This window comes from Asticcacaulis sp. P2_B1 (assembly GCF_056404915.1).
In genome coordinates this window covers 153623-173809 of the sequence record NZ_JBFUDD010000008.1, presented here as the reverse complement: position 1 = coordinate 173809, position 20187 = coordinate 153623, and the positions used below count along the sequence as shown (strand labels likewise).

Here is a 20187-nt window from a genome sequence, read left to right as displayed (position 1 = left end):
TGCTTCTAACTGCTTGATTCCCGGGAATTGAAATCCAACAATATTTCCGTATAGGGCCATGAGTACTCTAAATATGGGATCAGAGCAGGTCCTTGTAAGCGGAAAGAAAATTGGCCGTTTCCGGCATACCAAGTGTTTCAACCTTCAAAAACAGCCCCTCTGCCGTAATCTCCGGGTTGTTGAACCTCTCCCGCATCACCCGCAGCGCTGCAACCGCTTCTGGGCCTGCCAAGGCTAAGAACACAACCAAGCGTTCTTGGCAAACTTCTTCCGCTGTCCAATTCAGCAAAGAAAATTTTATATCGTCTCCGGCATCCAGACCATGGTTTTCTCCCTTTTTGGCATAGCGTACATCCTTGGCCGCCAACGGTGTATGGATACGCACCATTATGGACATTTTTCATCTGTTATGCTAAATTGTAACTAACGGTACGCGGCCCCTCGTCGGAATCGAACTCGGTCTGAAATTTATTTTCGGGGGCTGCTTGGGGGTCAGTCCAAAAACCTCATTCGATTAGGAAATTGATTTCAATAACTTATTCAATCTATTCGATTCTTGTAGCCGGCACCACTCTCCGCATAGCGCCATGACTTTTCGTATAGAAACCGAGACCATCGATCTACCCTTTCCAGCCCAGCAAATAGGTTGGCAGAGTTTTGACGTCGACAATAACGATAATTGGCTGGCCATAAGGAAAACCACCGCTGGGCTAAAATTAGTCTCGCCGTGGAACGAGGTTCACCTGCCGCTGAACTTGGATTCCGCCATGGTGCGGTGTTTGGACGATAAGGCGCTTGTCGTCTTCCCACGCATAAAGGCGGAAGGCGAAACAAACGCGTGGATCGTCGATCCGAATACCGGACATGTCGTCAAAGGGTTCTCTGTGGGAGACGGCGTCGAGGACGTTATGGTTCTGGATGACTATGTCGTTGTCAGCTATTTTGACCAAGGCATCTTGGGAAAAACGCGGCCTTCAAAGGAAGGAATCGCAATTTTCGATCCCGTCGGCAATTATCTTTGGGGCTATGCGTCGGGCGTTAAAAACCCTGTCGACTTAATCGACTGTTATGCGATGTGCCCAGCGGGCGGCGGGCGGCTCGCATTTTGCGGCTACAAAGATTTTGCGCTCGTTGAACTCGATTTAGCGAAACAAACCCAGGTCATTACGCCGACGCCTACCGGCCTTCACGGGTGCAGTGCAATGGCGTGCCTGAAAGACATTATTTTCTTCCGAGGCCCTTACCCGAGCGACAGCGAGGGTCAAGCGCCTCGCGATGCGGTTTTCGCTTTTGACAAAAGAAGGGGACAGGTGTCCGCGATTGGCGATCTGGCGGGCGACTATGTCCGCGGTTTGTCGGACGGCCGCATGCTGTCGATTAGCGGAGGTAGTGTCGTAATCGCCAGGTTCACAGACTTGGAACACTAGAACCTTTCCGCCGCGGGCTATTAGGCCCGTCGGAATTGTATCACGTGTCGTTTGCCATTAGCTTTTCGGCGGCAAAGCAGATCATCTCGCGCAAGACAGGCCTAACTTTGGCCGCAGCAAAGGTTGGCAGGATGTGCGGTATGTAGAAGCCATCGCATGATAATTTCCGCCCCGCTGAGCGACGCACTTTGAGAACCCTGACCGGGGTCGCACACACCCTATAAAGGCCTTGATTTATTTGTTATTATATATAATAAATATACATCATCTCTTTTTTGGAAGGTACAGCGTGTCGAAGTCTGCATTCGTGATCGTTTCTCTCGCAGCCACCCTTGCCGGCCTCCCGATGGCCGCGACCGCAGCCATCACTTCGAACGACCCTGCGGCTGTGCCGGCGGGGCATTATGAGGTCGATCCAACCCACACCAGCATCCTGGCGCGTATCGACCATATGGGCTTTTCGACGACGACTGTTGCCTTTGACCAGGTCTCTGGCGGCTTCGACTACGACCCTGCCAATCCCGAGCCATCGCAGCTTTCGATCTCGGTCGATCCCACGGCGCTGAATTCCGGCTTCGGGAAGCGCGACACCGACCTTAAGGGGCCAGGCTTTTTCAATGTCGCGGGTTTTTCGACCATTAGCTTCAAATCCTCGCACCTGACCCGCGTCGACGCGACCCACGCCACGGTAGACGGCGAACTGACCCTGTTGGGGGTGACGAAGCCGGTCACACTGAACGTCACCTTCAACGGGATGGGCACCGGCATGATGGGCGATACCCGCGCAGGCTTTCAGGCCACGGCGACATTATTGCGCTCCGATTTCGGCATGAAGACCTTCCTTCCGGCCATTGGCGATCAGGTAACGCTCCTGATCGACGCGGAATTTGCCAAGAAATAGCCCGCGGAATAAGATTGCGTATTGGTTTTCTCCGACATCGAGGTCGTTTAATGGTTCGCTACAATCCCTTCCTTCGTTTTGCCGTCACGGTGAAGATTGCACTGGCCCTTGGCGCCCTGACGCCGATAGCGGCCGGAGCGCAGGAGGCCGTCACCGGCGCCACCGACGCCGAAGCTCTCTTCACAAGCCCTGATCCGACGCTGAATGCCAACAAGCAGGTCGCCTATCATATCGTCCGCGACCTCCTTGAGGCCAACCATTGGGAACTGGCCGACCAGTATATCACCGACCGCTATATTCAGCACAACCCCAACGCCCAGTCCGGGCGGGCCGGGGTCGTCAAGTTCTTCACCGAAGTCCTCCAGGCTAAGCCGACCCCGATCCCGGATCATCTGAAAACCCCGATAGTCTCGGTTGTGGCCGAGGGTGACCTGGTCGTGGTGGTCTATCCGCGCATCGTTCAGAATGCTTCCGATCCGTCGAAAAGCTATACGACGACCTGGTTCGACATGTGGCGGATAAAGGACGGCAAGGCGGACGAACATTGGGACCCGGCCACAAAGCCGGATGCTCCGGCCATGTAGGCCGGACGGCGGACCGACGGCGATGAGGCCAACTCATGCGCCGTCGGCTTAGGCTATTGTGTCAAGTGAAGCTCGGATTTCGTTCCGGAAAGCGAATAGACCTTGCCCTTCCAGACCAACTGGCCCTCAAGGTCCGCGGGCTTGGTGACAATGGCATCGACCGCGCCGGATGATGAGGTGCGATAGGTGACCGCGACGAGGCCCTTGGGCGTCATGGCCGCGGCATCCACCGAGGTCAGATCGCCGAGATGGGGCTCGATCTTGACCGTACCATATCCAGGCGCACCCGGCTGAATGCCAGCGACGATACCGATCAGATCCGCGGTCGGGTGCGACGACCAGGCATGCGTGTCGGAGCGCGTATCGCCCCTCGCCTCCGGCCAGGTCGTAAAGTTCAATTTGGCAAGGTCGCGCCAGGTATCGACCAGTTGCAGGTACCTGTCGCTGAGGCCCGCATGCTGATAGGCCTTGATCAGATACCATGAAAAATAATAGCTGGTCGTCAGGATGCCGTCGGGCGCATCGATGCCGTCGGCCTTTGTCACCTTAGTCAGAATCTCGGCCGCGCGGTCCTTTGGGGCCACATCATAGAGGACAGCCAGGGCATTCGTGTGCTGACTGAACACCGTCCTGGTCGGTGAATCCGCGAACAAACCGCGCTTTTCGTCCCAGCACTGGTCCTGGATGGCCGCCGTCAGAGCGGCCGCCTTTTGCCGGTCGGTTTCGGCCAGGGCGGGATCGCCGGCGACCATTTCGACCGCCGCCATATCCTTCAGGCCGCCGAGATAGGCCAGTGACACGAGACAGGACGTCTTGGTCGCCGGGTCGAAGGACGGAAACCGGTCGAACTCCGTCGGGGCATAGGGCGCCTGCGCCTCCCCGGCCCAATCCATGTAGTTCCATTTCGGTGTGATGGTAACAAGGCCGTTAGCCGCGATATAGGGCGCGTACCAGTCGAGAATTTTGCGCCCGCCGGCGATGTTGCGTTTAATGACGGCGAGGTCGGGCTGATAGGTCACATAGTCGTGCATCATGCCCAACCACAGCAAGCCGAACGGCGGAATGACATTGTCCGTGCTCGACGGATAGGCGGATTGAATCATCCCGTCCGCACCCTGGGAATTACCGTAGGCATCGATCGCCTGAACCGCCAGGCGCGGATCGCCAACCACGGTATAGGAGATAATGTTATCGATGCGCGTATCGCCGACATATTGCAATTGCTCCCAATAGGAGCTGTCCATGAAGGTTTCATGGGCGTCGACCTTGACCGTACGCCAACCGATATCCCAGATTTGGTTGAGTTGCGCGTCGTTGGACTTGAAATAGCCCTTAGCCTCGAAAGGATAACCCGTCTCAAACAGCTTGACGCCGTCCAGGGTCACGGGCTCCGCGCCGGTCGTGACCTGCACCTGCATGAAGCGCCAGGTTCGCCACCACAAAGGCCGGTAGTTGCGACCTTTACCGCCGTCGAGATGGAAGGTGTCCTGAAGGCCGATCGCCTGCCTGTCACCAACCTCGGCCCTGTCGCCCTTATGCTTGGCGGCATCATAGAGCGCCTCGGCATAGGTGACCGTTACGGTCGCGCCGCGGCCGCCCGACACCAAAAACTCAGGGTAAGCCGATTGGACAACCTTCTGGTCGAGCAGGAGTGTGACCGTCTTGTTCGCCGGTATGACGACGGCCTTGGCTGGAAACGCCTCGGCTGGCGCGTAATCCGTACGGACGACGATGCCGCTGGCTTCAGGTTTGAACGCCATCTGCGGCAGCGGGTCGGCCATCAGCGTCCACGGACTCGTCTCGCCTTCGGCCAAGGCCGGAACCGCCGGCGCCCAGTTGGCTTTCGTCAAGCGTCCGCCCTTCCAGTCCCAGTCGGCCTTGGCGCCGTCGATGTCCTCGGAACTGCCAGCGGCATAGAAGGTGCCGCCAAATGCCTCGATCAGGTGGGGAAATGGCGAACTGAACCTGTGGCCGGCCTGCACGGAGACCTGCCAGGGCTGGGTAGTGTCGAGAACCTTCGCGGCACCGTCGCCTTCAAGCCAAAACGCGGTCCTGGCGCTCAGCTGGGCCAAGGGTTCGGTGTGGAAACGACCGCCTGTGTCTTCGGCCGCATTCCATACTTCAGCGGCAACCACATTATGACCGGCCTTCAGATAGGGGCTGAGGTCCACGGTCTCGTACCGCCAATGCGCGAGATCGCCGCGGGCGGGCCCTTCGGCAACCCGTTCGCCATCGACGTAGAGGATGAAGCGATTGTCAGCACTGAGGTGTACCGGAAAACTTTTGGGCACCGCGTCGAGGCTGATGTCCCTGCGAAAATGCAGCACGACTTGGGTCTTGGGTGCGATGGCTGGGTATGTAATCCACCGGCCCTCCGCCTGGGCGGCGTCACCACACGCAAGCCAGCCCACAATAGCAGCGGCAGCCATCAAAGCGGATTTAGGCATTGTCTTCCATCCATCCCCCGAGAGCGGCGGGGTTCCAACATGATCAAAATAACAACCCTCCTGAGGCCAAAAAATTGGAGCTGGTCGGGACCCTTGATGTCTCTCGAACGCGGGCGCCCCCCTTAACGCCCGCGCTCTCGACCAGCTCCAGGTTCCCCGGGAGGACTTGGGGATTAGAAGTCCTTGCGCAAGGTTATGCCCATTTCACGGCGATTGGTCACAGTGCCGATGCTGAGGCCGGACTGGACGCCGTAAACGGTCCAGGGGCCGCCGTCGGTATCTTGCACGACCTTGTCAAAGAGGTTCTTCGCCCAGAAGCTAAGCTCCCAATTGTCGTCCTTGCCCTTGATGCCGACATAGGCGTTAACCTGGGTGTAGCCCGGCATATAGTTGGCGGTTTGCGGGAAGTAGGCCTTGTCGCGATAGATCGCGTTGGCGCGCGCATAGGCGTTGAGGCCGAACAGTTTGAAGTCGACATTGGTATTGCCGCTTATGCTGGTTGCCGGGAGCTGGCCTAAAACCTGACTGGAGACGCAGTGGCTGATATAGCTGTTCTGCTGCACCCTGGGCGTGCCGGTCACATCGGGCGTGCCATCGCCATTGTAATCGTTACAGGGCAGTACCGCGTTGACGAAGTGCGCATCGGTATTGGTGTAGATAAACCCGGCAGACCAGTCTGGCGTAATCAGGTAACGCATTTCGAGTTCGACGCCCTTGCTGACGGCATTGCCGTTCGCGAACATCGTCCCGAAGCAGGTCGGGCCGGCCGCGGTGCCGTCGTTGGTCGCGTAAGACATGCCGGTCGTATTCGGCACACCCGTACAGGCGACATTGAACATCGATGCGATATAGCCGTCGTACTTTTGGTCGAAGAGCGAGAGGTTCGCCGTCAGGCGACGCTCAAACCACTGGGTCTTGATCCCCACCTCGGTCGACTGCGAATGTTCGGAATCGAAGTTTGCATTGCTCTGCGGGACTGGGTTGTTGATGGTGTTGGCACCGCCGGAACCGGGACGGAAGGATGTGCCGTAGGAGACGTATCCCATCACGTCCTTGCTGAACTCGTGCTGGTAGCTCGCATTGCCGGTGATGGCCTGATAGGTGGTATTCGGACCGGCGCCCAAACGATCAACCATGAAATGCGAATAGCGGATACCAAGGGACAGTTTGTCCTTTTCGCTGAGGTTGAAGCGTTGATTGGTGAATACGCCATAATCGCGGACGTTCGAGGCCGACGGATTGGTGGTAAAGAACGGAATGAAGGCGAAATCACCGGTATTCTTCGTCGAGCTTGAAAAGACGCCATAGGTGAAGTTGTAGAACTGGCCGGTTGTCGACTCGAAACGCAGTTCGTTGGTCGTGACCTTCGCGGTATTGGTCCCCCGAAGCCAGGTCGGGATCTGATTGGCTTGGCCGATGCCGGCGAAATCGAAATCCAGCCCGTTAACGAAGGTCGAGTCGTTATAGCCGCCAACATAGTTGATCTGATAGTCCCCCAGATCATACCGGGCGCTCAAGGTGGTCAGGTGACCTTGGTACTTTACCGGGCTTGGGCCGGTGTTCAACGAGACGCGGTCCTGCAAAGTGTAGGTATGACCGCAACCGACCGAACTCACCAGGATCGGGCCGCCGGCACAGGGCGCCGTGCCCTGGATCGAGCGATAGAAGTCACGATCTTCGTTGATATACTGGTGCATCAAATTGATTTCGAGATTGTCCATCGGCTTCCAGGTCAAGCTACCGCGGAGACCGGTGGTCTCGTGGTGCGAATGCTTGCCGTTACCGATGCTCTTGACCTCGTTGTCGTCATTGGCATCGTACAGGCCGGCTATGCGGAAGGCCAGCTTGTCGTTGATCGGACCGCCGAATGCCGCCTGAACATTCTGGCCGTTGTGATCCGTGATCGCCCCCTGGATGAAGCCGCTATATGAGGTAAAGCTACCGCGTTGAGTAACGATGGTCATCGCACCGGAAGGTGACGGCCGGCCGCGAAGCGTGCCCTGGGGACCACGAAGAACTTCGATCTGACCGATATCGAACAGAGCGTTGAACGCATCCGTCGTGCTGATCGGCACTTCGTTCTGGTAAACTTCGACCGTATTCGTCGCGCCGCCGGTACCGCCGTTATTCGGCATCTTGATGCCACGCATGGAGATGGATTGCTCGCCGCCGCTGGTCCGCGTCAGAGAAACGCCGCCCACGACGGTAGCGACTTCCTGGAACGAACGGATCTGCAAGTTCTGCAGTTGTTGCGCGCTGACGACGTTGACCGTCTGCGCCACTTTTTGGACCGGTTCGCGACGTTTGTTGGCGGTAACAATAACAACCGTCGTGTCTTCTTTCGCCTCAGGTGCGCCGGCCGGTGCGTCCTGAGCGGAAGCTGCGCCGGCAATAGCGAAGAAGCTCACACCGACCATGAGGGCGACGACCTTTTGGGGCAGCGCTGACGTAATAGATTTGACCACTTGTTTCTCCTTTTTCCCTGCACCCCGATTTCGAGGTCCTGACTTATTTGCTTGGTTTCGGGTTATGGTGGACTCAGGCAAGTCGCCCGTTCCATCTCACATTCCCAGCGTTTCCATGCATGAGCCGATTTGCTCGACTCTATGCTGCATGATGAGGAAACGACAGTTTGACACATGCGTCAAATCCAAAACCCGCGCCGCCTCGTACTCGTTATCCATTAGAACTATTCTGTACCATATTTAGCGCACATGATTTCACATATCGGAATTTTGCGCCTTCCACCGGCCGACAGGATCATCGGGATTGATTGTTTTCCCCGTGCCCCACGCCTTAAACGACCGGACCGATGCTTTCCCACATCTGCCGTGCCGCGCCCTCGAGGTCGGGCTCGACATAACAGTCTACGTCAATGACCATGGTGGGGCGGGCCTTCAGGTCGTAACGGGGCCATTCCGGCTGACCGGCAGCGGCGGGCTTCGCGGTACGGGCAAAGGTGGCCCACATTTCGCTCATATTTCGCGATGCCTTGGCGACGCCGGGGCCGGAGCCCTGAAGACCGCGAAGGTCGTAGTTATAGAACTTCATATTGATTTCGGAGGCATGGCCGGCGCCGAAAGCATAGGAGGTACCTGGAATGACGAAGTCGGATTGATAGTCATATCTGTACAGGTAGACCGGCGCCGGTTGCGCGGATTTGCGCGCCGCGGCGGTTATCGAGTCATTGCCGAACCATACGTCGCTGGCGATCGCAATATAAAGCTCGCTGGGGCTGCGATCCGGGTAGATCCCGCGGTAAGTCGTCTCGATTCTATCGGCATACTCGCCGAACTCCTTGGCCAGCCGTGCCTTCAGGGCAGCGTCATCCATAGAAAATGTGTCCGGACGGCCCATATTGAAGAAGGTCGCTTCGTCGCGATTATGGCCGACCATCATTGGGATGTTGGCCGAAACAGGCGTCGCAACCGGATCGAATGGGCTGGCCGGCAGGATCGTCCCGTCGACGACCGGCCCCCAGGAACCGGGGCGCAGGAAGTTCGCGCGATGCAGCAGATCGCTCTTGGGATCGTTCGGATCGACAAGAGGCCCCTTGCCCTGGTCGGCAGCGCCTTGAATGTCGATAAACGCCTGTCCTGGAACATCCGCCAGCTTATGCAGCTCGTTCGGGCCGATCCCAAGGCCTTTCAAGACGCGCTGCGCCGTGTCGGTTGCCTGTGCCCGCGAGAGTCGTGTTAGGGCCGCGCCGCTCTCGACGCTCGCCTTATGGAAAAGACCATGCGCCGCCGGCATGGCCAGCAAGGTGCCGGTCTTGAAGCCGCCCCCGGATTCGCCAAAAATCATGACGTTGCCCGGGTCACCGCCGAACTCAGCAATATTCTCTTTCACCCAACGCAAGGCCGCAACGAGATCCAGCATGGATTGGTTGCCCGAGGTCGCATAGTCCGAGCCACCCAAGTCGCCAAGATACATGTAGCCCAGCAAGCCCAGGCGGTGATTGCAGGCGACTACGACGACATCATAATTGGCTGCCAGATGCGCTCCGTCCTGCGAGGGCGCCCCCGCTGAGCCTGAATGATAGCCGCCCCCGTGAATGTAGAACATGACTGGGCGCTTCTTCCCGTCATTTACCGCCGGGGTCCAAACATTGAGAACAAGACAGTCCTCGCTGGCTGCCGGTTCCGCCTCGCCAAAACTGCCACCGACCTTTTGCAGAGAGGGGGCACCCAGGCTCAAAGCATCGCGTACGCCGGCCCAATGCGGAGCGGGCGGCGCCTCGACAAACCGGTTTTTGCCGGAAACCGATCCGGCGTAGGGAATACCCTTGAAGGCCAAAGCCCCACGACTATGCCCTCCGCGCAGAACACCCTGAGCGATCTCGACCGTCTGATATGGTTCGCCAGTAGCAGTCGAGCCCGGCGCGACCGCCTGTGCGAGCGCGGGTTGGATTCGGAGCGCACCTAAAGCTCCCAATGCGACCGCTGTGCCCATAAAATAGCGGCGATTTAAACGTGCGCGTTCCATCTTCGGACCTTCCTGCAAATTATCCTGCTCCGCGAATTTGCGGAGCAATTTTGCCAAGACTCTCCGATGCCACGAAAGGAGTCAATTGCTCGCGATTCCCTGGCAAGGCCACTTAACCAGAAAAGTGCGTGCCTTGAGCACCGTCGGGATGGGCGATGCGAAACCGCAGGCGGCCGCCTCATATATCTGAAATATTTATATAAAACCCCACCATGCCGCGGCAATATACCAAAAGGTATGCTGTCAGGGCCCGGCATATACGATAGAAAAGGTATCCATCATTATAGATATTAAATATATCTTTTTTTAACTAGGTATCAAATATGCAACATCTGATCCCATAATATGAAATTTCGGCGAACCGGATATGCCATCAATCCGAAGCGACCGCTTTCTTCTTTAGCGCCGGCGGGGGCGCTGCCGAAAGCCGGTGAATGATCGAATAATCCAGTTGATCGTGAATGAGCCCCTTGAACGGCTTGTCACGGTCGAGATGGCGCAGCAGGATTTCCGTAGCTCTCTCACCCATCGCGCTGATCGGCTGATGAACAGTTGTTAGCGGAGGCCAGATACTCTCCGCGCCAGGACTATTGTCAAAGCCAACGACGCTGACGTCGCCTGGAACGGAGAGCCCAGCCTTATAGGCCGCGGCGATACAACAAAAAGCGACGGAATCGTTGCCGCAGACAATCGCCGTCGGGCGATTTGGCAGGGACAGGAGATTGAAGGCATCTTCGATACCGTAGATCGGCAAGTCAGGTACCGGTACCGCATATTCCGGGTGAAGAGATAGACCGGCCTCAAGCAAGGCCCGATGAAATCCGGCTTCGCGCAATTCCATGGACGCCAGGTTCTTGCTGACTGAAATCCAAGCCAGGTCCCGGTGCCCGATATCGATCAGGTATTTCGTTATCTCATAGGAGGCCTGTTCGTCGTCCATCTCAACCGACGAGAACCTTTCCCGATTGCTGACCGGGGCAATTCGGACGAACGGCAGCTTGAGCGCCTCAAGCGCTTCCATGAACGATGAAACCTCCGAAACGGGCGGGACGATCAGAAACCCGTCGGGCCGAATACCGTTAAACCGAGCCGCGATGGCGTCAGCGCCCTTATGCAGAACATCCTCCACCGGCTCGACAATCAAATGATAGCCGGCCGCGATACACGCCCGGGAAATGCCGACCTGGAGCTCCGAGAAGTAGTAGTGCGAAGACTGTTCCTCGACGATCATGCAAACGACGTAATTTCTTGCGCTGGCCAGGCTACGCGCGCCAAAGTTCAGGCGAAAACCCGTCTCCTGAATTAGTTTCTCGATTTCCGCCCGCTTCTTGGGGCCAACGCCGGGAAGCTTGTTAGCGACACGCGATATCGTCTTTGGGGATACATTCGCCAGCTTTGCGAGGTCGTCTAAAGTCAGGTTTGCCAAGGCGATGCCATTCAGAGATTTTCCATAAGTATCAGTGCTCACGCGGGCTTTGTCCAGCCCGCTCCGCGTCAAGAGCTTGGAATTCAGGCAGGATCGCGACGACATCCCGCTTGACGGCAGCGCTGACCTAGTACAAGTTACGTCAGCGCTGCCCTAGTGGAAGGAATGTTCGTCCATCACCTTCTTCGTCCCAGGAGGTTTTCTCAACTTCTCCCGGCAGCGCTATAACTTTCGCGCCTTAGGTTTGAAGCTTAAGGCGCGAATTCTTTTAGAAAAAATGCCACGCGATTCAACAAGGCATGCAGGTGAAGGCAGGGTGAAAACATGAAGACCACGAACCGGGGATCCCGACTCGAATATCTGGCGATGGCTTGTTCGGCCCTGATGGGTTTTTCACCCCTAGGCGCGACGGCCCAAGTCAGCCGGCCGTGGATGAACACATCCCTCTCACCCGATGAACGCGCGATTCTTCTTGAAAAGGCCATGACGCCCGACGAACGGATAAGCCTCGTACACGGCCCAATGGCCCTACCCGTATTCCTGAAGGACGGCAAACTGCCCGACGGCGCCATCGCATCGGCCGGTTTCATTCCCGGCAATGCGCGGCTGGGTATCCCTAACCTGCAGGAAAGCGACGCGTCGCTGGGCGTTGCCAATCCCCTGATGTCGCGCCCCGGCGATACGGCAACCGCCCTGCCCGCGTCTATCCTGCTCGCGGCAACGTTCAATACCCAGATCGCCTATGATGGCGGCGCCATGGTCGGAACCGAAGCGCGCGCCAAGGGCATGAACGTGCAACTGGCCGGCGGCATCAATCTCGCGCGCGACCCGCGCAACGGCCGCAACTTCGAATATGCCGGCGAGGATCCCTGGCTGGCGGCGAATATGGTCGCCGAGTCCATCCGCGGCATCCAGGACCAGAACATGGTCTCGACCATCAAACATCTGGCCATCAACGACCAGGAAACGGGGCGCAACTTCGCCAACAGCCTTATCGATGAGCAGGCCATGCGCGAATCCGACCTTCTCGCTTTCGAAATTGCGATCGAAAAAGGCAAGCCCGGGTCGGTCATGTGTTCCTACAATCTGGTCAATGGCGTCTATGCCTGCGGCAATAACCATCTGCTCAACGACATCCTCAAAGGCGATTGGGGCTATAAGGGCTGGGTAATGTCGGACTGGGGGGCGGTTAAAGCCACCGATTTTGCCGTCAAGGGCCTGGATCAGCAATCCGGCGAACAGATCGACAAGGATATCTGGTTCGGAGCGCCGCTGAAGGCCGCTATCGATAAGGGCGAAATCCCAGCCTCGCGTCTCTCCGACATGGTCCACCGCATTCTGCGTTCCATGTTCGCGGCGGGCCTTTTCGACGCCACACCAGCGAAAGCCTATGATCCGGCGGCGCATGCCGACATCGCCAAGCGGGAAGCCGCCGAGGGCATTGTTCTTCTCAAGAACGACCGCAACATCTTGCCCATGGCGACGAGTGTGAAATCGATCCTGATCGTCGGCGGTCACGCCGATTCAGGTGTACTGTCGGGCGGAGGTTCGTCCCAGGTCATCGCAGATATTGACGAGATTACCATCCCCCGCGGCGGTGAAGGCGTGTTCGCCGCGTTCAACAAGACGCATTACCATCCGTCCTCGCCACTGAAGGCCTTGCGCACCGCTTTGCCCAATGCCACCATCGCCTTCGATGCGGGCGACTATCCAGAAGAGGTTGCCCGCAAAGCCAAGAGCTACGATCTGGTCATCATCGTTGCCACCCAATGGATGGGCGAAGGCAGCGATGCGCCGAGCCTGAATTTGCCAAACGGGCAAAACGAGCTGATCAGCCAGGCGGCCGGCAGCAATCCGAACACGATCGTGGTTCTTGAAACCGGGGGCGCCGTCAATATGCCGTGGCTGGACAAGGTTCCAGCCGTGATCGAAGCCTGGTATCCCGGTCAGAAAGGCGGTGAGGCGATCTCCGATGTCTTGACCGGCGCCACTAATCCGTCCGGACATTTGCCGGTCACCTTCCCGGCTTCCATCGACCAATATCCGCGCGGCGCGGCCTTGCCGGGAATCGATGTACCCGAAGGTCAGATTTTCGATGTCCATTACGACGAAGGCGCCGACATCGGCTACCGGCGCTTCGCCAAGCTCGGCATAAAGCCGTTGTTTCCGTTCGGCTACGGGCTCAGCTACACGACCTTCAGTTATTCCGACCTGAAGGTAACGGGCGGCGACACACTGAGTTTCAGCTTCAAGGTGACCAATACGGGCAAGATGGTCGGCAAGGCCGCGCCGCAGGTCTATCTGAATGCGACACCGTCGGAAACCGCCAAACGGCTCCTCGGCTTCGCCAAGGTCGATCTGGCGCCCGGCGAAAGCCAGACCGTCACCTTGTCCGCCGACCCGCGGCTCCTCGGCCACTTCAGGGTCGCCGAACACAAATGGGTCATCGAGGGGGGGGACTATACCATCGGGCTTGCGGACAACGCTCAGGATTCCGGCGTTACAGGCGATGCAAAGGTGCGCGCTCAAAAGCTGAAGCCGTAGAGGCTTAAGTGCACTCCCTCATTGAGATTTAACACGGTCTGATATTCTGTTCGCCCGGAATGCGTTCCATCAGAGGTGAGCCATGGCGGACTACACGCTGTATTACTGGCCGGTGCCGTTTCGCGGTCAGTTTATCCGCGCCATATTGGCCTATGCCGGCAAGACCTGGGATGAGCCGGACGATGTCGCCGAACAGATGGCAGCACCACCGGGTCAGCAGCTGATACCCCACATGGGACCGCCAGTGTTGGTCGATAACAGTTCCGGATTCAAATTGGCGGAAATGCCCGCGATAGCCTTCTATCTCGGCGAAAAGCTCCAGCTTTTGCCGAAAGACGTCGAGGGACGCGCCCTGACACTCAAGGTGGTCAACGACGCCAATGATGTGATCGACGACATCACCAATGATGGCGGCCGTGAGATGTGGACACCGCAAAGGTGGAAAACCTATGTTCCGAGGCTCAAGCGATGGATGGCGATCTTCGAAGTGCTGGGCAAACGGAGCGGCTTAAAAGCTGATGCCGGGTATATGTTGGGCGGCGAAGTGGCCGGGGTCGCCGATATTGTCACGGCCACATTGTGGTGGACCCTGGGCGATCGATTCCCGCAAATCGGCGACATGCTGCTGGAGGAAGCGCCCCTGGTGGCGGGACTGACGCAACGCATGATGGCGACCAAGCCCCTTCTGGATCTGATCGACTCAACGAACAAGCGCTTTGGCAATATCTATTGCGGCGGGCAGATCGAGGCGTCGATGCGCAAGGCGATCAACGGATAGGCTGGCTGGCCTGCGACAATATTCCATATCCCATCTTTACGCCAAGTCGTGGCAAACTCACGGTCATAACAATCTGAGGAGCGCCCCATGACCGATACTGTTTACCACCTGATCGATAACAATACGGGCGAGGAGGTTTATGCCTCGAACGATTTCAAGTTTCTGGCCGAGCCAACGCCTGCACATATCATTCATGACCAGGACTTGCGTGAGCGTTATGGCGCGCCGGCAGTAATAGACCGTGTTGAACAGCTGGCTGACGGATCGGTCAATGTCTATATCGACGGAGTCGAAGAGCGGACGAATAACGACGCGGACGACGCCGATCAGAGCTATCGGCGGTCTTAAGGCTTCACAAGATCCTTGCGGATCCAGGCGGCGACGCCTTCGAAGTCCTTGCGCTTTTGTTCCGACAGTCGGTCCTGGGATAACAGGACATAGTCCGACATCAGGCGTCTGGTCTCCGGGTCCTTGTCGATCCAGGCCGGCCAATTGAAGGGACCGATGCCGACCAAGACGATATCCGGCCGTTTGGCGAGGTCGCGATTGGTGACGGCGCGATCATAGGCCTGCCATTGACGATATTTGGCCAGCTTGGCGGGGTCTTTGGTTTCATGGGCCAGATAGGCCGCGTTGACGGTGACCCAACGGCTGGAAAAGGTGCCGACCCAGGTACCGTGGGTCTTGGTGACGATGGGGTGGCCCGGCGTCAGGTCGAAGGTGATCGACATCATGGTCGGGTGGGCGACAGCGGCACGGATCGGCGCGACGACTCCGCCACCGACTGCGCCGAATATGGTCGAATAGCCAAGGGTGGAAAGTCCGGCGACGATCGCCACCACCGCCGGTACGCGGCGTTTGGGATCACCGCTGGTCAAGGCCGCGGGCACGGTTGGAAAGACCACCAGCATCAGCAGGCTGAGGGCGGGATACATCTGGTAGGCCCAGCCCCTCCCCTGGTCGATAAAGCCGATAAGATAACCTGCCGATGCCGCCAGCAAGACGATATTGAGCGGGGTCAGGAACCTGCCTTTCGAAGCGAACCATAAGGCGGCTACGGCGATCATCCAGCACAGGGTCGGGATGAGGAAGAGCATATACCAAATGGGCTTCTTCATCGGCCGATAGAGGTCGAACAGTAGCGGCAGGACATCGTGCGTATAGGCCGGCATATAGATCATGGTCGCCACGCCGTAGCCCACGGTCAGGATCGCGGCGATGAGGGCTTCGGGCGACAGTAGCGGCCAGGGTCGACGCCGCAGGACCGCCAGGGCGACATAGGCCCCGACTATACCCAGGGCAAAGTGCGGCTTGATCATCGGAGCAAAACCGGCAGCAATACCGGTCAGGATAATCATCAGCCAGGGAATGCGGTGACCGTGGGCCCGCAAGATGACGACACCGAGGAGCGGCAGGGTTAAGATCAGGGCAACCTGTTCGCGCTCATCGAAGGTCGACAACGGTGCAATCAACAGAACCGCCAGGGTCAAGGGTAGGATCAGTCGCAGTTTCGGCTCGGCGGTTTTAACGCAATGGCTGAAAAAGACGGCGGAACCGATGGCGGCCAGGAACACCATGCCGGTAAAGACCGGTTCAGCCGGCAAGCCCGTCCACCGTTCGATCAACGCCGCCGGCAGGTGCATGAAGATGGCCATCGGCGGGTTGGTTTCGATGATGTCCTTGTACAATACGGCGCCGTCAAGGAAGCGACGGCAATTGCTCATCAACCAGTCGGTGTCGGTCGTCAGGGGCGCGATGACGCGGATGACGAAGGCGACGGCAATAATGATCGCGCTCCATGCCGTGGCGCTCAGTCGGGCCAAGCCGGCAAGACTGAGTCTAATGGGCGGACTGGGGACCATGGTTGTGCTGTCGTTCATGCGGCGTAACAGACCACAGAGCGATTAAAAATGTCTTCAAATGAGACAGTTACGGCAAGTTCAACTGCCAGGACACACCAAACCGGTCGGCCGTCCAGCCGAACTTGCGGCTGAAGCCGTAATCGGCCGGCGACATATGGATGCGCCCGCCTTCGGCCAGCAGGGCAAAGGTGACGTCGAACTCGGCCTCGTCTTCACAGCTCATGAAGATCGACATTGATGGGGTGAAGGTAAAATCATGGCCGACGGTGGAATCGCTGGCCATGAAAGGCGTACCGTCGAGTACGAAAGAGCAGCGCAGGACCTTGCCGGCCATCGGTGCGCCGGCGGGATGATAGGCCATGCCGGTGATGTGACTGTTGGGAAACAGAGAGACATAGATGTCGACCGCCTCTTCGGCCTTGCCGTCGAACATAAGGAAGGTGGCGATCTGGCTCATCGTATCGTCTCGAATATCCACATGCGAATCATGGCCCTGCCAAGATGGCGTGTCCAGTCCGGGTTAAGGCTTATCAGGTCTTCACCGCCAAAAATGTCTTTCTGATGTGCGATCTGTAATCCGGCTGTGCGGGCGGCGGTTTCGATGGCGGCGGCCGTGTGAGCGAAGCTGGCCAAACGGACGTGCCGGCCGTCTTCGGTGGTAAAATTGGCCTGGGTGCCGGCCGCGATGCGATCCGGGTGGATTTCAGACATGTAGAATCGCCCGCCGGGTTTCAGATGTCTGGCGATGCGGGTGAAGAAGGTATCGAGGTCGGCAATGTGCTCCAGAACCAGGGCTGTCAAGGCGACATCAAACATACCTATGGGTATGTCGCCTCGCATGATGTCGCCTTCCAACAGCCGGACGGTATATCTTGTCAGCTTCTCGCGCGCCCTGGCCAGCATGCCGGGCGAAAGATCCACGGCGGTGACGCGATTGCCCTGGCCGGCAAGGCGCAAGGTGTGGCGCCCGGTGCCGCAGCCGATCTCAAGAACATCCCTGTCGCGGACATCAGCCCATAGGTGGGGAAAATACAGGTCGTCGACGGCGACCGTGGAATTGACATAGGTGTCGTACTGGGTGGACCAAAGATCATAGCCGGCACGGTTTTCGGATGATGGATCAATCATGGATGAGCTCCCGGTCAGTCACCGAGCCTTGGCGACAAAGGAGCGTATCGCGCCCGCTAAACGGACCGCAGCGCCACTGCGTAACGGTTCTATAAAACTGCCGGGGCCCATTGTCCAGCCGGCTTAGAGCGTTGCCCGGCTAAGAAGGGCCGGGCTAACGCTCTATGTTTTTGCTTTGTCGCATTTCCTTACGCCAAACTGGCGTCCACTTTGGCGGAAAATGCTCTGGCCGCCCCGCCCGCCCGTTCTGTCGTAAAAACGTTATGCCGGCAGCGTATGGAGGAGGTTTCGCTAGACTTGGGCTAAGCCGATGATGACCGCCTATTACCGTGACGACGGCGTGCTCAAAACGGCCTTGCTGGCCCGGGTAAAGAACGATCGCCAGGGCATATTCGATACCGCGGTGTGGATCGATATCCACGGTCCGGGGCCGGAAGACGAACGCTATCTCAAGGATCATCTTAACATCGCTATCCCGACGCGCGGCGAAATCTGGCGCAACCAGGCACTCAACCGTCTCTATGTTGAAAACGGTGTCGCCTATATGACGGCGGCCCTGCTGCACAAGATCAGTTCCAACCACCCGAAAACCAGCCCCGTGACCTTTATCCTGACGGAACGCTGTCTGATCACCGTTCGCCACACGGCGCCGACCTCCTTCGGCCATTTCCAGACACGCCTGCTGAACAACAGCGGCGCTTTCACCACCGGGCCAGAACTGTTGGAAGGTCTGATCCAGGAAATGTTCACCCGCGTGGCATGGCACATGGAAATGCTGGTCGACGGTCTCGACGATCTGTCGCGGCGGATTTTCGACGACCACGCCTTTGAAAACAAACAGGGCAATCCGTCGATCGTCATGCGGCAGGTCCTGCAGAAGCTGGGTGCCCTGGCCGATCTCAATTCCAAGATCCACGAGAGCCTGCAAAGCCTTGAGCGCATGCTGGTCTTTTTCCGCAAGACGGCGCGGGCCGACCAGAAGGACCTGCAGGAAGATCTCGACGTGTTAATTGCCGATGCCGACGCCCTGATCAACCAGACGGCTTTTATGTCGAACAAGGTCAGTTTTCAGCTCGATGCGGCGCTGGGTATGATCAATGTCGAACAGAACCTGATCAGCAAGATTTTCTCGATCGTCGCTGTATTCTTTATTCCGCCGACCCTGATTTCCAGCATCTACGGCATGAACTTCGCCCATATGCCGGAATTGCACTGGGCATTCGGATACCCATTGGCCATCGGGTTGATGCTGGCGGCCGCGACGGGAACCTATGTGTATTTCAAGCGGCAAGGCTGGCTTTAGTTGGCAGGTGTGACCCGCCACACGACATTGCCGACGTCGTCCGCCACGAGCAAGGCGCCGGCTTTATCGACGGCGACGCCGACCGGTCGGCCCATAGCCTTGCCGTCGGCGCTCAGGAAGCCATCAAGGACGGTTTCAGGTTGCCCCGCCGGCATGCCATTGGCAAAGGGCACGAAGATGACGTCATAGCCGCTGACCGGATTGCGGTTCCACGAACCATGCCGGCCGACAAAGGCGCCACCATTATAACGCGCCGGAAACAGCGAGCCCGTATAGAAGGTCAGGCCCAGAGACGCTGTGTGCGGCCCCAGAGCGTAGTCCGGCGCTATGGCCTTGGCCACCATATCCGGGTTTTGCGGCTTCGGCCGGCTGTCGACGTGCTGACCGTAATAGCTGAACGGCCAGCCGTAGAAGGCGCCGTCTTTGACGCTGGTCATAAAGTCCGGCACCAGGTCGCTGCCCAATTCGTCGCGTTCATTGACCGCCGTCCACAGCGCGCCCGATTGCGGCTGCCACGCCATGCCATTTGGGTTGCGTAAACCGGTCGCAAAAGGCCGCAATTGGCCGGTCGCCAGATCGATCTCGTCGATGCGGGCGCGGCCCTCTTCCACCGTCAGACCATTTTCGCCGACATTGCTGTTGGATCCGACGGTGGCGTAAAGCTTGGTGCCGTCCTGACTGGCGAGGATGTTCTTGGTCCAGTGGTGATTGATTGTCCCGGCAGGCAGCTCGGCGACCTTGACTGGCGCTGCTGTGATCTGAGTGTCGCCGCTATGATAGGGGAATTTCACCACGGCATCGGTATCGGCAACATAGAAGGTGTCACCGATCAAGGCCATGCCGAAGGGCGAGTTGAGGCCCGACAGGAAGACGGCCTGACTGTCGGATACACCGTCGCCGTCCGTGTCGCGCAGCAACAGAATCTTGTTCGGGCTGGGCACCGCGGCGCCCGCACCCTTCATGATAAGTTTCATGAAGAAACCTTTGATTCCCTTGCCATCGTCTGGCTTGGGTGGCGCGTTGGTTTCGGCGACCAGCACGTCGCCATTAGGCAGTACATACAGCCATCGCGGATGGTCGAGATTGGCGGCAAATGCTTTGACGGCAAGGCCGGACGCGGCGCGTGGCGTCTGACCGGCCGGCCAGCCCACGGCGTCAGCGGTCTTGACCGTAGGAATCAAGGTTCGTGCCGGCTGCGGCAAGGCGGGCGCGGGGCCGGTTCCATCTACGACGTTGAGCTTGGCGGTTTCGCCGCAGCCGGCCAGCATGGCAAGCAAGAGCAGCGGTGCGTATCTCGGCATT

Annotated in this window: 16 protein-coding genes; 7 read left to right on the top strand and 9 right to left on the bottom strand. The window is 58.2% G+C overall.

Annotated elements, in window-relative coordinates:
• Positions 1–79 precede the first annotated feature (79 nt).
• Positions 80–388, bottom strand: a complete 309-nt coding sequence (locus AC1DX3_RS17075; protein ID WP_476990524.1) for a VapC50 family PIN domain-containing toxin — start codon at positions 386–388, stop codon at positions 80–82.
• Positions 389–587: 199 nt separating this feature from the next.
• On the opposite strand from AC1DX3_RS17075, the gene AC1DX3_RS17070 reads away from it, so the two are divergent.
• From AC1DX3_RS17070 to AC1DX3_RS17060, 3 genes are all read left to right on the top strand, one after another.
• On the top strand, positions 588–1427 hold the full coding sequence (locus AC1DX3_RS17070) for a hypothetical protein (protein WP_476990523.1): 840 nt from the start codon (positions 588–590) through the stop codon (positions 1425–1427).
• A 289-nt stretch (positions 1428–1716) separates the two neighbouring features.
• A complete protein-coding gene (locus AC1DX3_RS17065; RefSeq protein WP_476990522.1) occupies positions 1717–2328 on the top strand; it encodes a YceI family protein in 612 nt (203 codons plus the stop codon).
• 50 nt (positions 2329–2378) lie between these two features.
• Positions 2379–2912, top strand: coding sequence for a nuclear transport factor 2 family protein (locus tag AC1DX3_RS17060; RefSeq protein WP_476990521.1), 534 nt, complete (start codon positions 2379–2381; stop codon positions 2910–2912).
• 53 nt (positions 2913–2965) lie between these two features.
• On the opposite strand, the gene AC1DX3_RS17055 is transcribed toward AC1DX3_RS17060, so the two are convergent.
• The 4 genes from AC1DX3_RS17055 to AC1DX3_RS17040 all read right to left on the bottom strand — a co-directional run bounded on the left by AC1DX3_RS17055 (position 2966) and on the right by AC1DX3_RS17040 (position 11312).
• Positions 2966–5359, bottom strand: coding sequence for an alpha-L-rhamnosidase-related protein (locus tag AC1DX3_RS17055; RefSeq protein ID WP_476990520.1), 2394 nt, complete (start codon positions 5357–5359; stop codon positions 2966–2968).
• A 173-nt stretch (positions 5360–5532) separates the two neighbouring features.
• Positions 5533–7824, bottom strand: a complete 2292-nt coding sequence (locus AC1DX3_RS17050) for a TonB-dependent receptor (RefSeq protein ID WP_476990519.1) — start codon at positions 7822–7824, stop codon at positions 5533–5535.
• Between the two features lie 331 nt (positions 7825–8155).
• On the bottom strand, positions 8156–9811 hold the full coding sequence (locus AC1DX3_RS17045; RefSeq protein WP_476990552.1) for a carboxylesterase/lipase family protein: 1656 nt from the start codon (positions 9809–9811) through the stop codon (positions 8156–8158).
• A gap of 406 nt (positions 9812–10217) precedes the next feature.
• On the bottom strand, positions 10218–11312 hold the full coding sequence (locus AC1DX3_RS17040; protein ID WP_476990518.1) for a LacI family DNA-binding transcriptional regulator: 1095 nt from the start codon (positions 11310–11312) through the stop codon (positions 10218–10220).
• A 282-nt stretch (positions 11313–11594) separates the two neighbouring features.
• Here AC1DX3_RS17040 and AC1DX3_RS17035 point away from each other — a divergent pair, with 282 nt between their 5' ends.
• The 3 genes from AC1DX3_RS17035 to AC1DX3_RS17025 all read left to right on the top strand — a co-directional run bounded on the left by AC1DX3_RS17035 (position 11595) and on the right by AC1DX3_RS17025 (position 14940).
• The gene (locus tag AC1DX3_RS17035) at positions 11595–13814 is read left to right on the top strand and encodes a beta-glucosidase (RefSeq protein WP_476990517.1); all 2220 of its coding nucleotides are present in this window, start codon (positions 11595–11597) and stop codon (positions 13812–13814) included.
• Between the two features lie 82 nt (positions 13815–13896).
• Positions 13897–14592 (top strand): glutathione S-transferase, encoded by a 696-nt coding sequence (locus tag AC1DX3_RS17030; protein ID WP_476990516.1) that lies wholly within the window; start codon positions 13897–13899, stop codon positions 14590–14592.
• An 87-nt stretch (positions 14593–14679) separates the two neighbouring features.
• Positions 14680–14940: a hypothetical protein gene (locus tag AC1DX3_RS17025; protein WP_476990515.1), complete on the top strand. Its 261-nt coding sequence runs from the start codon at positions 14680–14682 to the stop codon at positions 14938–14940.
• On the opposite strand, the gene AC1DX3_RS17020 is transcribed toward AC1DX3_RS17025, so the two are convergent.
• Genes AC1DX3_RS17020 through AC1DX3_RS17010 form a run of 3 tightly spaced genes read right to left on the bottom strand, consistent with a single transcriptional unit; the run spans position 14937 to position 17582 of the window.
• Positions 14937–16472, bottom strand: a complete 1536-nt coding sequence (locus AC1DX3_RS17020) for a hypothetical protein (RefSeq protein ID WP_476990514.1) — start codon at positions 16470–16472, stop codon at positions 14937–14939. The genes AC1DX3_RS17025 and AC1DX3_RS17020 overlap by 4 nt on opposite strands.
• Before the next feature lie 49 nt (positions 16473–16521).
• Entirely contained in the window at positions 16522–16911 is a 390-nt protein-coding gene (locus AC1DX3_RS17015) for a VOC family protein (protein WP_476990513.1), read from the bottom strand.
• A complete protein-coding gene (locus tag AC1DX3_RS17010; protein ID WP_476990512.1) occupies positions 16908–17582 on the bottom strand; it encodes a class I SAM-dependent DNA methyltransferase in 675 nt (224 codons plus the stop codon). The genes AC1DX3_RS17015 and AC1DX3_RS17010 overlap by 4 nt, the downstream gene beginning before the upstream one ends.
• 310 nt (positions 17583–17892) lie before the next feature.
• Here AC1DX3_RS17010 and AC1DX3_RS17005 point away from each other — a divergent pair, with 310 nt between their 5' ends.
• Positions 17893–18885: a magnesium transporter CorA family protein gene (locus AC1DX3_RS17005; protein WP_476990511.1), complete on the top strand. Its 993-nt coding sequence runs from the start codon at positions 17893–17895 to the stop codon at positions 18883–18885.
• On the opposite strand, the gene AC1DX3_RS17000 is transcribed toward AC1DX3_RS17005, so the two are convergent.
• On the bottom strand, positions 18882–20186 hold the full coding sequence (locus tag AC1DX3_RS17000; RefSeq protein ID WP_476990510.1) for a PQQ-dependent sugar dehydrogenase: 1305 nt from the start codon (positions 20184–20186) through the stop codon (positions 18882–18884). The two genes, AC1DX3_RS17005 and AC1DX3_RS17000, sit on opposite strands and share 4 nt — an antisense overlap.
• Position 20187: the final 1 nt, after the last annotated feature.